Here is a 12,286-nt window from a genome sequence, read left to right on the forward strand (position 1 = left end):
ACCGGAGACCTCCCGCGATGGCCCTGATCTCCCTCCGACAGCTCCTCGACCATGCGGCCGACCATGGCTATGGCGTGCCGGCCTTCAACATCAACACCATGGAACAGATCCAGGCGATCATGCAGGCGGCGGACGACTGCGCCAGCCCGGTGATCCTCCAGGCCTCCGCCGGTGCGCGCAAATATGCCGGCGAGCCGTTCCTGCGCCATATGGTGCAGGCGGCGGTGGAGATGTGGCCGCATATTCCCGTCTGCCTGCACCAGGACCATGGCGCCAGCCCGGCCGTCTGCCAGCAGGCGATCCGTTCCGGCTTCACCAGCGTGATGATGGACGGCTCGCTGCTGGACGACATGAAGACGCCGGCCGGCTACGACTACAACATCCGCGTCACCCGGCAGGTGGTGGAGCAGGCGCACGCCGTCGGCGTTTCGGTGGAGGGCGAGCTGGGCTGCCTCGGCTCTCTGGAGACCGGCCGGGCGGGGGAGGAGGACGGATCCGGCGCCGTCGGCACGCTGTCGCGCGACCAGTTGCTGACCGATCCGGAGCAGGCCGCGGATTTCGTGGCGCGGACGGGGGTGGATGCGCTCGCCATCGCCATCGGCACCAGCCATGGCGCCTACAAGTTCAGCCGCCGCCCGGACGGCGAGGTGTTGGCCATCGGCCGCATCCGCGCCATCCACGACCGCATTCCCGATACCCATCTGGTGATGCACGGTTCCTCCAGCGTGCCGCAGGAGTGGCTGGAGATCATCCGCGCCCATGGCGGCAGCATCCGCGAGACCTACGGCGTCCCGGTGGAAGAGATTCGCGAAGGCATCCGCAACGGTGTGCGCAAGGTCAACATCGACACCGACATCCGCCTTGCCATGAGCGGCAGCCTGCGCCGTGCGATGATGACGCGGCCGGAGGAGTTCGACCCGCGCAAGTTCCTGGCCGAAGCGACCAGGGCCGCCCGCATGCTTTGCCGAGAGCGGTTCGAGGCCTTCGGGTCGGCCGGGCAGGCGGACCGGATCGTTCCCCTTTCGCTGGAGCGCATGGCCGCGCGCGCAGCCTGATCCCACCTTCATCCCATCCGACATTCCCATCCGGTCAACGGCGAATATAATTTAGCATGCTGACTTTCAGCGAATGATGCGTTACCGTGGCATCTGGTATACGAAACGCCAGGAACTCGGATCGCGACACCCAGACTCGCGGAATATCCAGCAGAGGCCAGAAACGCCGTGACCGCATTCCCCCCGAACTTCAGCGCTCCGATCATCAGCGCGATCCCGCCGGGCGGCGTTCCTGCCCGCAGCATCCATCCCGGCTCCGGCCGCCGCAAGACGCGCGACCAGCAGAAGGGCCGTCAGGTCGATCCCGTCAGCCTTGACGAGATACGGGCGCTTCTCGGCGACCGGTCCCGTCAGCCGGATCTGCTGATCGAGCATCTTCACCTGCTTCAGGACCATTACGGCTGCCTGCATGCCCGCCATCTCGCCGCCTTGGCGAAGGAGATGAAGCTGGCGCTGGTCGAGGTGTTCGAGGTGGCGTCCTTCTACGCCCATTTCGACATCGTGATGGACGGAGAGCCGGCGCCGCCGAAGCTGACCATCCGTGTGTGCGACTCCCTGAGCTGCGCGCTGGCCGGGGCCGAACAGCTGCACGAGGCGCTGAAGGCCGGTGTCGACGAGCGCGAGGTCCGCGTCGTGCGCGCACCCTGCATGGGCGGCTGCAACAATGCCCCCGTCGTGGCGATCGGCCATGCCCCGCACGAGAACGCGACGGTCGACAGCGTGCTCGATGCCGTGGCTCACGGCCATGTCCACCCGGACATTCCCGACTATCTCGGCTTCGACGACTACATCCGCGGCGGCGGCTACAAGATGCTGGCCGAATGCCTGAACGGTGCGCGCGATGTCGATGCCGTGCTGAAGATGCTGGAGGATTCCAGCATCCGCGGCCTGGGCGGGGCCGGCTTCCCCACCGGCCTGAAATGGCGCTATGTCCGGGCGGAGCCGGGACCGCGCATGATGGCGATCAACGGCGACGAGGGCGAGCCCGGCACCTTCAAGGACCGCTTCCATCTGGAACGCGACCCGCACCGCTTCCTGGAAGGAATGCTGATCGGCGCCTGGACCGTGGAGGCGACCGACGTCTACATCTACCTGCGCGACGAATACCCGCAATGCCGGGAAATCCTGCTGCGCGAAATCCCGAAGGTCGAGGCCGCCGGCTTCGCCCGCCACACCCGCATCCATCTCCGCCGCGGTGCCGGCGCCTACATCTGCGGCGAGGAATCGGCGATGCTGGAGAGCATCGAGGGCAAGCGCGGACTGCCTCGCCACAAGCCGCCCTTCCCATCGGTGGTCGGCCTGTTCGGCCGTCCGACCCTGATCAACAACATCGAAACGGTGTTCTGGGTCCGCGAGATCCTGGAGAAAGGAGGGGCGTGGTTCGCCAGCCACGGCATGAACGGGCGCAAGGGGCTGCGCACCTTCTCCGTCTCCGGCCGGGTGAAGGAGCCGGGGGTCAAGCTGGCCCCGGCCGGCATCACCCTTCAGGAACTGATCGATCAATATTGTGGCGGCATGGCCGACGGCCACACGCTGAAGGGCTATCTGCCCGGCGGTCCGTCCGGCGGCATCCTGCCGGCATCGATGGCGAACATCCCGCTCGATTTCGGCACGCTGGAGCCGCACGGCTCCTTCATCGGCTCGGCCGCCGTCGTCGTGCTGTCCGACAAGGACAACATGCGCGACGTGGCGCTCAACCTGCTGAAGTTCTTCGAGGATGAGAGCTGCGGCCAATGCACGCCCTGCCGGGTCGGCACCGAGAAGGCCGTGCGCCTGATCAGCGAGCCCGAATGGGACGAGGAACTGCTGACCGCGCTCGCCACCGTGATGGGCGATGCCTCGATCTGCGGCCTGGGTCAGGCAGCAATGAACCCGATCAAGCTGGTGATGAAGCATTTCCGTGACGACTTCGTGTCGCGCCAGGGCACGGCCCAAGGCTCGGCCCAGGGCGCAACCGGATCGCAGGGGTAAGGAGACCGACATGTCCCACGGCATCACGTTCACCCTGGACGGCACCGAGGTCACGGCAAAGAACGGCGAGACGATCTGGCAGGTCGCCACGCGCCTGGGCACCGAGATCCCGCATCTCTGCCACCGGCCGGAACCGGGATACCGCCCGGACGGCAACTGCCGCGCCTGCATGGTGGAGATCGAGGGGGAGCGCGTGCTCGCCGCCTCCTGCATCCGCAAGCCGAAGCCCGGCATGACCGTGCGCACCGCGTCGGAGCGGGCCAAGGCATCGCGCAAGCTGGTCTTCGAACTGCTGCTGGCCGACCAGCCGGAGCGGGAGACCGCGCACGACCCCAACTCCACCTTCTGGAACTGGGCGGACAAGGTCGAGATTGCCGGCAGCCGTTTCCCCACCGTGGACCGGCCGAACAAGACCGACGACATGTCGCACCCGGCGATGGCGGTCCAGCTCGACGCCTGCATCCACTGCAACCTGTGCGTCCGCGCCTGCCGCGAGGTCCAGGTCAACGACGTCATCGGCATGGCGGCGCGCGGGCATCTGGAAAAGATCGTCTTCGATTTCGACGACCCGATGGGCCAGTCCACCTGCGTCGCCTGCGGCGAGTGCGTGCAGGCCTGCCCGACCGGCGCCCTGATGCCGGCCACCCTGGTGGACGAGAAGGGCGTCTACACCAATGCGCCCGACCGCGAGGTCGACTCCGTCTGCCCCTATTGCGGCGTCGGCTGTCAGCTGACCTACAAGATCAAGGACAACAGGATCGTCGCCGTCGATGGCAAGGACGGCCCGTCGAACCAGAACCGCCTGTGCGTCAAGGGCCGCTTCGGCTTCGATTACGCCCATCACGGCGACCGCCTGACGGTGCCGCTGATCCGCAAGGAGGGCGTGTCGAAGCACGACGTGGACATCGACCCGATGAACCCCTTCACCCATTTCCGCGAAGCGAGCTGGGACGAGGCTCTGGCGGTGGCGGCCGGCGGCCTGCGCAAGATCCGGGACGAGCGCGGCGGCAATGCGCTGGCCGGCTTCGGCTCGGCCAAGGGGTCGAACGAGGAGGCCTATCTGTTCCAGAAGCTGGTGCGCACCGGCTTCGGCACCAACAACGTCGATCATTGCACGCGGCTCTGCCACGCCTCGTCGGTGGCGGCACTGATCGAGGGCGTCGGGTCGGGGGCGGTGTCGGCGCCCTTCATGGCGGCGGAGGATGCCGAGGTCATCGTCATCATCGGCGCCAACCCGACGGAGAACCATCCCGTCGCCGCCACCTTCTTCAAGAACGCGGCGGAGCGCGGGGCGAAGCTGATCGTCATGGACCCGCGCGGGCTGGCGATGGCGCGCCACGCCACGCACATGCTGCAGTTCACGCCGGGCCGCGACGTGTCGATGCTGAATGCCATCCTCCACACCATCATCGCGGAGGGGCTGTACGACCGCCAGTATGTCCAGGCCAACACCGAGGATTTCGAGGCGCTGGCCGAGACGGTCAAGGATTACCCGCCGGAGGAAATGGAGAAGGTCTGCGGCATTCCCGCCGCCACCCTGCGCACGGTGGCGCGTCTGTTCGCCCGGTCCAAGGCCTCCATCATTTTCTGGGGCATGGGCGTGTCGCAGCACATCCACGGCACCGACAACAGCCGCTGTCTGATCGCGCTGTCGCTGGTCACCGGCCAGATCGGCCGCCCCGGCACCGGCCTGCACCCGCTGCGCGGCCAGAACAACGTCCAGGGCGCGTCCGACGCCGGCCTGATCCCGATGTTCTACCCCGACTACAAGTCGGTCGAGGATCCGGAGGTCCAGTCCTTCTACGAGAATTACTGGGGCACCAAGCTGGACGGCAAGCGCGGCCTGACTGTGGTCGAGATCATGGACGCCGTCCATGACGGCCGGATCAGGGGCCTGTACATCGAGGGCGAGAATCCGGCGATGTCCGATCCCGACGTGACCCACGCCCGCGAGGCGCTGGCGATGCTGGACCATCTGGTGGTGCAGGACATCTTCCTGACCGAGACGGCGAAGTATGCCGACGTGGTGCTGCCGGCCTCCGCCTGGCCGGAGAAGGACGGCACCGTCATCAACACCAACCGGCAGGTCCAGATGGGCCGCGCGGCGGTGCCGCTGCCGGGCGAGGCACGCCAGGATCTGTGGATCATCCAGGACATGGCGCGCGGGCTGGGGCTGAACTGGAACTACACCCACGTATCGCAGGTGTTCGCGGAGATGGTCGGCGCCATGCCGTCGCTCGCCAACATCACCTGGGAGCGGGTGGAGCGCGAAGGCTCCGTCACCTATCCGGTCGACGGCCCGGACCAGCCCGGCCACGACATCGTCTTCGGCAACGGCTTTCCCACCAAGACCGGGCGCGGTCGCTTCGTGCCGGCGCGGCCGATCAACCCGGCGGAGACGCCGGACCTCGAATACCCGCTGGTGCTCACCACCGGCCGACAGCTGGAGCATTGGCACACCGGATCGATGACCCGGCGGTCGAGCGTGCTCGACGCGGTGGAGCCGGAGGCGGTCGCCTATGTCTCCCCTCACGACCTGACCCGAGCCGGAATGAGGACCGGCGACTACATGCTGGTGTCGAGCCGGCGCGGCACCATCCGGCTGAAGGCCCGCATCGACGACCGCATGCCGGTCGGGCTGGTCTTCATCCCCTTCGCCTATGCGGAAGCGGCGGCGAATGTGCTGACCAACCCGCAGCTCGATCCCTTCGGCAAGATCCCGGAGTTCAAATACTGCGCGATCAGGATCGAGAGGGCTGAGATGGCCGAGGCGGCGGAGTAGCCCCGGACGATCCGGTCATGGCGGCGGCGATCCGCGCCGCCGCCTGCGGGTCGATGCCCGCGGTGCGCTCCCCGCCGCAAAGCGCGCCGCGGAAGCCGAGGTAATCGGGCGACAGGGCCGAGAGGGCCGGGATGTCCGCAGCCCGCAGCGACCCGGCCAGACCGGTCAGGAGCCCGTGCGCCCGTGCGCAGCAGACGAAGCTGGACAACTGCGCGTCGTGCCAGTGGTGGCGCAGCCCGTGGCGCTTGCCGGCTGTGTCCAGCATCGCTCCGCGGAAGCCGGCGGATGCCAGCCGGTCGATGGGCAGGCAGCCGGGGTCCGGCGGCCACAGGTCGGCGAACAGAACGGCGACCAGCTGCACCCCGTCCGCCGCGAGCGGTGCCAGCGCGTCGATGCAGCGGTCGGGCGCTCCATCCGGTGCGAAGCCGATCTTGACGAAATCCACCCCGGTCGCGGCGATCCACCGTGCCGCCGGTTCCACCGCGTCGGGCCGCATCGGGTGGTCGCCGATGGTGGCGCTCAGCCGCGGACGGTCGGGCAGGGCCGCCAGTTCGCGCACCGTCGCGGCGATGTCGTCCACCGCCCACGCTCCCAAAGCTCCGGCGGCGGGATCCTTCAGGTCCAGGATGTCGGGACCAGCCGGCAGGATCAGGGGGATTTCCGCCCTGTCGGCGACGCTGGCGAGCCACCCGGTCATGACTCCTCCCCTTTGCGGTGAGCTGAGATGCGCTCCATCAGCCAGCCCCAGGCCTCCAACTCTTGCGGACCGGCGGTCTTGCCGATGGCGATGGAGAGGTATCCGACCTCCCGCTCGATCTTGTCGGCGGGCAGCATATGCAGCCGGCTGACCAGGATCGCCGCCTCGATCACCGCCGCCTGCGCCCGGTTGTGGCCACGGAAACGGCCGTGCGTCGCGGCATGGACGGTCCGGCAATGGAAGCGCGGGCGGACCGGGTCGTCCTCCACCTCCGCCACCACGATCTCCTCATGCGACAGGCAGTCGGCCAGACGGGGCGCGTCGATCCGCTCCGCCGGAACGGTCGGCCAGTCGCACCGCCGCCCGCTGATGCAGCCGGCGAAGATGCGGACGTCGTCGGTGTGGTTGACGACGGCGCAACGGTAGGCAAGCAGGTTGTCGAGCGTCCGTGACGGCCGGAACGGGGCCAGGATGAAGCGTTCCCCGTCGCCGGATGCCTCCACCGTCACCCCCATCGGCGCCACAAGGGGCTGCCCGTCGGCGCCGGTGGTGGTGATGATGGTCTCGCGGATCATGGGCATGGGTCAGCCGCCTCGCTTGGTCGGGCCGATGGCGTGGAAGCCGGTGGGGTCGTCCTGCGGCTCGTCCGTCGCCACACCCCAGCGCAATTCGCTGTCCTGGGCGTAGCGCTTGCCGAGCTGCCACGCGATCTGTGCCCGCGCCAGTTCCACCCCCAGATAAAAGGCGTGGCCGGTGTCGGTTCCGAGATCGAGCGTCGGGAACAGGTCGAACGGATCGGTGGCGCGCTGGTGGCCGTCACGGTTGTAGAGGTGGATGCCCTCCGCGCTGACCTCCACCCGGTAATTGGGATCGCGGATCTGCGCCGCGGTCTCGGCGATCTGTTGGGCATTGCGGACGAAGGGTCGGCGGTCGCGCAGACAGAGCAGGCCGGTGCCGAAGCCGCGCGGCATGCTGTGTGCCGCGCGGGCGGCGAAGAACTGGCGCCGGGCCGCGTCGAATTCGCGGATGGCGCGGCGGCAATGCGGGCTGACCTGCACCGCCAGCACATTGCCGATCCGCAGCTCCGACACCACCCCCATCAGCACCGCGGTGATGCCGGACGTGTCGGCGTCGGTCAGCTCGGTCACATTGCCGATGCCCATCAGGATTTCGGCATCGGGCCAGCGCTCCCGCACCGCTCGATAGCGCAGCAGGGAATCGGTGAAGCCGTGGTGGATCGGCTCCAGGATCGGATCGACCAGGAAGCGCCGCCCGCGGCGGGTCATGGCGTCGACGGCCCGCCCCAGGCTGTCGAGATCCGGCGGGGTGGTCGGGATCAGCACCGGCACCGCATCGCCCTCGTCGGCGAGGTGGACCGTCTCCTCCGTCAGGCTGAGCAGGTAATCGGCGCCGGCCCCCGTGGCACGGCGCAGTTCCTCCGGGTTCAGGGAATCGACGCTGACGGCAAAGCCGGCGCCGTGCAGCGCGCCGATCGCCTCCTCCAGATGGGGAAAGGGCGTGTCGGGCAGGCAGCCCAGGTCGATGACATCGGCGCCGTCGGCGCGAAGCTCCGCCGCCTTGGCGAGGATGGCGGCGGTGTCGCGCGAGGGCGCGTCGACGATCTCGGCGAAGATGCGGGTGTCGTGGCGGCTGAGGTCGAGCGGGCGGGCCTGCCGCTGGAAGTATTGCGGCAGATCCTCCAGCTCGTCGGGGCCGCGTTCGACCCTGGTGCCGAAATGAATGGTGAGGGCGTCGAGGTCGCCGCGGAACCGGCCCGGCAGCAGGATCAGATCGGCGCCGCGCGCGGAGTCCAGCCGCCGCAGGACGATCTCGGTGGTGGCGAGCGCCGCGACCTTGACGCCGAGATTGACGATGGCCGTCTCGAAGGGCAGGGGGGCGAGCGAGTCCAGCACCTGACGCAAGCGGTTCTCAGCCAGGGAGCCGGTCAGGAAAAGGATGCGTCGGGCCATGCCGCCTCCCGCTCCGCCGCCAGGGTAACGGGCAAGGAGCGCAGGGCAGGGCCGTTCCACAGGCTGCCGCCCGGCTTCACGACCCGAATTCCGGTCATAGTATCCCCATTGCTTGCAATGCTGTTCATTGTGACCGGTCCTGCGCGCCGGTCAATACCACGCCGACGCCGGCCGCCTGGGGAACGATCTCCAGCTTTTCCACCTGGACCCTGGCGAAGACGGCTTGTGGTGGCGACAGGCACAGTGCCAGCAGTTTTTCGGCCAGAACCTCCAGCAGCTGGATGTGCGGACTGCGCTGGAAGGCCTCGACGCCCCGGATCAGATATTCATAGGAGACGACGGCGTCGAGGTCGTCGACGAAGGGCCGGTTCGGCACCTCGACCGTGACGGTCAGGCTGACGCGCACGCGCTGGGTCCGCGTCTTCTCGTGGTCCCAGACGCCGATGCGGAATTCCCCGACATAGTCGCTCAGGACAAGGTCGTAGCGCCGCATGACGGCGCTGGTGCGCGGTGGCCGCAGGACGTTCGTGATTCTGCTGTAACCGCTTTGTGAATCGTCCGGCATTGTTTGAGGCCTCCCCGCCGCCAGTCCTCTTGCAGCCGCCCTGCTCATCGCTTGGCCGGCGCATGCTCCGCCAGCCGGTGTTCGACCAGCCAGGCGACGCCGCGCGACCAGGCGGCGGCATTGTCGCCGCGGATGTCGCCGCGCGCCGTCGTCACAGCGCGGCCGGTGCCGACATCCTCGACCGCCACGACGATCCACAGGATCAGGCTGCTGACCTTGCGGACGACGCCGAACACGACCAGATCGGCGCCGGCGGCGCGCGCGATGTCGGTCTCGCAGCCGTTGCAGGTCCGGATCTGCGTTCCCGGCGGCACCAGCCCTGCCGTGGTGGAATCGTCGATCACGTCATAGCCTTTGGCATCCAGCGCCCGGCGCAGCTCCGCACTGACCTGCTTCAAACGCTCCGCATGCTCGGCCGAGCGGGGTTCGCCGCTGCTGTCCTCAAGCTCCAGATCGAGCACCAGCGTCCGCGCCCAGGCGGTTCCGGCGCCCGTGAAGCCCGTTGCCAGACAGAAGGCGAGCCCTGCGATCATAGCGGCTCCGATCCTCCTCCCCGCATGATCCATCGGGCTTCCCCTTTTGCGCAGCGGTTCCGATTGTACCGGATCGTTGGTGTTGCCATCATTCTCGGCATGCATCGATTCTCTTCCATCCCTGCTGCGGCTTTTGTTGCCGCCCTGATCTCGGGCTCGCCCGCTCTTGCGGCGGCCCAACCGACTGCTTCGGGTCAGATGAATCCCGACTGGCCTTGCCCGCAGGTTCTGGTCCCGGCCCTGTCGCCGGCTTCGGTCTGGGACGGTCCGGCCATCGACGGGCTGGGGGACGAGTGGCAGCGCGACTCTGCCATCGCGGCCCTGGTCCGGCGTGCGGCCGACGACGGCATCGATCCCGCCAGCCTTGAAGCGGAAGCGAACGCTCTGGCCGGCCCGGTGCGGGAGGGGACCGAGCAGGAGCATGACCGCAGGCTTGCTCTGATCTTCGCCGGGGCTTTCCAGACGCTGGACCGCCAGCGCACCGCCGCCATCGCCTCCATCGAGCGTTATGCCCAGCATCAGCGGGCCATGCGCGAGCGCATCGCCGCCGCCCTGCGCGAGCTCGACGCCGCGTCGGCCGACGCCGCCCGCGCGCAGGAGATCAAGGCCGCCATCGCCTGGGACCGCCGCATCCTCGACGACCGCCGCCGGGCGCAGACCGCGGTGTGCGAGCAGCCGGCCCGCATCGAACAGCGGCTCGGCCAGATCGCGCGCATGCTGTCGGCGCTTCTGTCCTGAGGGCAGCACTCAATTCGCCATCTTGGGTTCGGGCCGCTTCTCGAACCCCGGTTCGGGCTCGACGGTCACGAGGTCGCGGCCGGCGGCAACCCAGCCGTCGGCGCCTGCCGGATACCATTTGACCGACTGATAGCCGAGCGCCACCGCCCGCTTGGCGGCATTCCAGCTCATCCAGCAGTCCGGCTGGCAGAACACCACCAGCGGACGCTTGCGGTCGCCAGCGGTCAGCGCCTCCAGGCTGTTGCGGAAATAGGTCTCCTGATCGGCGGAAAGGGCTCCGTAACCGACATTCGGCAGCCAGCGGGCTCCCGGCAGGCTGCGATGGGGCGGCGGAACCCAGCGGCTGCCTGGTGCCAGCCCGCCGGGTCTCGGCGGGGTGGGCAGCACATCGACCAGAACCGCTCCGGCCTGGGCCAGCCGCGCGACGTCCTCGGGTCCCACGGTCTCGGCGCCGCGCAGGGTGGGCGGGGTGGGGGATCGGTAGTCGGCCATGCGGTAGCCATCCGGTTCCGGCACCGCCGTATCGGCCGCCGCCCCTCCATGGGCATCCGCCCGGATCGACCCGTCGGCATTGGCGAGCGGAACATGATACTCCGCGAGAATGCGGTCGATGTCGCCCTGGCGGCGGACGATGAAGTCATTGAGCCAATGACGCCAGTCCGGCTCGTCCGGGCGGATGCCCATGGAGATCATGTATTGGAAGGGCGAGGCGCCCGGTTCGTCCCTCAGCGGCACGACCGCCAGCGGCACGGACTGCCGGGCTGCGAAGAAACCGGCGATGGGACCCCAGACGATGGCGGCGTCGGTGCGGGCCGCCGCGACATCCTCCACCGCCTGCTGGGCCGGATGGTGGGTGCGCGTGTCGGTGTCGAGCTGGTAGGGCTCCAGGTTGGTCAGCCCGTGGCGGAGCATCACCGCCGACGGCGGCGTGCGGGCGACCACGCCGATGCGCGCACCCTGCAGCGACGGATCGGCCAGCGTCTGCGCGGTGATCCCTGAATCCTTACGGTATATCAGCGCATAGGTGGAGCGGTAATAGGGGTTGGTGTTCTGCATCAGCTCTTCGCCGACCGCCGTCCCCATCACCAGATCACATTGCCGGGTGCGCAGCGTGTTGCGGACGAAACCGATGGTCTGCGGCCACCAGGTGAAGGTCAGCGGAATCTTCAGCTCGTCGGCGATCAGTTTGGCGATCCGGTTCTCGAACCCCTCCTGCCGGTCGTTGGAGAAGGGAAGCAGGTTGGCGTCCGCGCAGACGCGCAGCATCTCCATTGGCATGCCCTCAGCAGCAAAGGCCGGGCGGCCGGCGGGGACCGCCGCACAGAGCACGGCGGCCAGCATAAGGGATAGGACCGGCGGGCGGATCATGCCGGCCTCACGATGCCGACTTGAACCGCACCGGCCGGCCGCGGCCGATCTTCTCGTCGGAACGGGCCTTCAGATAGCGGTAGATGTCGGCGAGATTCGTCATCACGTTGGGATCGGTGCCGAAGGTGGGCATCACCCGGTCGCCTGTGGCCCCCAAATTGGTACGGCCATTGGTCACCACGTCGGTGAACTGCCAGTAATCCATCCGCTTCAGCGAGTCGGTCAGGGCAGGTGCGAAGGAGGATCCCAGCCCGTCCGGCCCGTGGCAGACATGGCAGGACGAGGCATAGCGCCGGTAGCCGTTGTAGGTCCCCTGATCCACCTTGCCATCCTGCACCGAATAGAGCGGCACCCCTTCGTCGTTCACCAGTTCTTCCGGTTCGGCGACCTTTGCTTCCTGCGGAGTGCTTTCGCTTTGTGCGGCCTGGGTGGTCCGGGATCGGTCGGTCTGGGCCGTCTGATTGGTTGCGGTCTGATTGTTCGTTGCGGTCTGATCCTGCGCCGGCTTCTGTGCGGCATCCTGCTGGCCGAATGCGCTGCCGAGGGTCACCGTCGCGGTGAACCCGAGAGCGGCGCACAGCCCGATCAGGTATCTGGGCATCTCACT

Annotated in this window: 11 protein-coding genes; 4 read left to right on the forward strand and 7 right to left on the reverse strand. The window is 68.2% G+C overall.

The window, feature by feature from the left end; translation table 11 throughout:
* Positions 1–17 precede the first annotated feature (17 nt).
* From fba to fdhF, 3 genes are all read left to right on the forward strand, one after another.
* Positions 18–1,055 (forward strand): class II fructose-bisphosphate aldolase, encoded by a 1,038-nt coding sequence (gene fba / locus A6A40_RS28665; RefSeq protein WP_108549233.1) that lies wholly within the window; start codon positions 18–20, stop codon positions 1,053–1,055.
* A gap of 213 nt (positions 1,056–1,268) precedes the next feature.
* On the forward strand, positions 1,269–3,026 hold the full coding sequence (locus tag A6A40_RS28670) for an NAD(P)H-dependent oxidoreductase subunit E (protein WP_108549515.1): 1,758 nt from the start codon (positions 1,269–1,271) through the stop codon (positions 3,024–3,026).
* Between the two features lie 10 nt (positions 3,027–3,036).
* Positions 3,037–5,808, forward strand: coding sequence for a formate dehydrogenase subunit alpha (fdhF, locus tag A6A40_RS28675; RefSeq protein WP_108549234.1), 2,772 nt, complete (start codon positions 3,037–3,039; stop codon positions 5,806–5,808).
* On the opposite strand, the gene A6A40_RS28680 is transcribed toward fdhF, so the two are convergent.
* The 5 genes from A6A40_RS28680 to A6A40_RS28700 all read right to left on the reverse strand — a co-directional run bounded on the left by A6A40_RS28680 (position 5,768) and on the right by A6A40_RS28700 (position 9,573).
* Positions 5,768–6,505, reverse strand: coding sequence for a (5-formylfuran-3-yl)methyl phosphate synthase (locus tag A6A40_RS28680; protein WP_108549235.1), 738 nt, complete (start codon positions 6,503–6,505; stop codon positions 5,768–5,770). The genes fdhF and A6A40_RS28680 overlap by 41 nt on opposite strands.
* Positions 6,502–7,080 carry a DUF447 domain-containing protein gene (locus A6A40_RS28685; RefSeq protein ID WP_108549516.1) on the reverse strand — a complete coding sequence of 193 codons (579 nt, stop codon included), beginning with the start codon at positions 7,078–7,080 and terminating at the stop codon, positions 6,502–6,504. Before A6A40_RS28685 ends, A6A40_RS28680 begins: the two co-directional genes overlap by 4 nt.
* 9 nt (positions 7,081–7,089) lie before the next feature.
* The gene (locus A6A40_RS28690) at positions 7,090–8,475 is read right to left on the reverse strand and encodes a DUF6513 domain-containing protein (RefSeq protein WP_108549236.1); all 1,386 of its coding nucleotides are present in this window, start codon (positions 8,473–8,475) and stop codon (positions 7,090–7,092) included.
* A 124-nt stretch (positions 8,476–8,599) separates the two neighbouring features.
* On the reverse strand, positions 8,600–9,040 hold the full coding sequence (locus A6A40_RS28695) for a dihydroneopterin aldolase (protein ID WP_108549237.1): 441 nt from the start codon (positions 9,038–9,040) through the stop codon (positions 8,600–8,602).
* Positions 9,041–9,084: 44 nt separating this feature from the next.
* Positions 9,085–9,573, reverse strand: coding sequence for a DUF3280 domain-containing protein (locus A6A40_RS28700; protein ID WP_108549238.1), 489 nt, complete (start codon positions 9,571–9,573; stop codon positions 9,085–9,087).
* Between the two features lie 198 nt (positions 9,574–9,771).
* On the opposite strand from A6A40_RS28700, the gene A6A40_RS28705 reads away from it, so the two are divergent.
* A complete protein-coding gene (locus A6A40_RS28705) occupies positions 9,772–10,311 on the forward strand; it encodes a hypothetical protein (protein WP_108549239.1) in 540 nt (179 codons plus the stop codon).
* Between the two features lie 9 nt (positions 10,312–10,320).
* Here the strand turns inward: A6A40_RS28705 and A6A40_RS28710 are convergent, their stop codons facing one another.
* Both A6A40_RS28710 and A6A40_RS32035 read right to left on the reverse strand, forming a co-directional pair.
* Positions 10,321–11,679, reverse strand: a complete 1,359-nt coding sequence (locus tag A6A40_RS28710; protein WP_108549240.1) for a quinoprotein dehydrogenase-associated putative ABC transporter substrate-binding protein — start codon at positions 11,677–11,679, stop codon at positions 10,321–10,323.
* Between the two features lie 7 nt (positions 11,680–11,686).
* Positions 11,687–12,280: a c-type cytochrome gene (locus A6A40_RS32035; protein ID WP_236784122.1), complete on the reverse strand. Its 594-nt coding sequence runs from the start codon at positions 12,278–12,280 to the stop codon at positions 11,687–11,689.
* Positions 12,281–12,286 lie beyond the last annotated feature (6 nt).

It is taken from the genome of Azospirillum humicireducens, assembly GCF_001639105.2.
In the GTDB taxonomy this organism is placed as follows: Bacteria; Pseudomonadota; Alphaproteobacteria; order Azospirillales; family Azospirillaceae; genus Azospirillum; species Azospirillum humicireducens.

Excerpts from the sequence above, each read along its gene's own strand:
- fba (WP_108549233.1), top strand. The coding sequence starts at position 18 with ATGGCCCTGATCTCCCTCCGACAGCTCCTCGACCATGCGGCCGACCAT.
- fdhF (WP_108549234.1), top strand. The coding sequence starts at position 3,037 with ATGTCCCACGGCATCACGTTCACCCTGGACGGCACCGAGGTCACGGCA.
- A6A40_RS28680 (WP_108549235.1), bottom strand. The coding sequence starts at position 6,505 with ATGACCGGGTGGCTCGCCAGCGTCGCCGACAGGGCGGAAATCCCCCTG.
- A6A40_RS28685 (WP_108549516.1), bottom strand. The coding sequence starts at position 7,080 with ATGATCCGCGAGACCATCATCACCACCACCGGCGCCGACGGGCAGCCC.
- A6A40_RS28690 (WP_108549236.1), bottom strand. The coding sequence starts at position 8,475 with ATGGCCCGACGCATCCTTTTCCTGACCGGCTCCCTGGCTGAGAACCGC.
- A6A40_RS28695 (WP_108549237.1), bottom strand. The coding sequence starts at position 9,040 with ATGCCGGACGATTCACAAAGCGGTTACAGCAGAATCACGAACGTCCTG.
- A6A40_RS28700 (WP_108549238.1), bottom strand. The coding sequence starts at position 9,573 with ATGATCGCAGGGCTCGCCTTCTGTCTGGCAACGGGCTTCACGGGCGCC.
- A6A40_RS28705 (WP_108549239.1), top strand. The coding sequence starts at position 9,772 with ATGAATCCCGACTGGCCTTGCCCGCAGGTTCTGGTCCCGGCCCTGTCG.
- A6A40_RS28710 (WP_108549240.1), bottom strand. The coding sequence starts at position 11,679 with ATGATCCGCCCGCCGGTCCTATCCCTTATGCTGGCCGCCGTGCTCTGT.
- A6A40_RS32035 (WP_236784122.1), bottom strand. The coding sequence starts at position 12,280 with ATGCCCAGATACCTGATCGGGCTGTGCGCCGCTCTCGGGTTCACCGCG.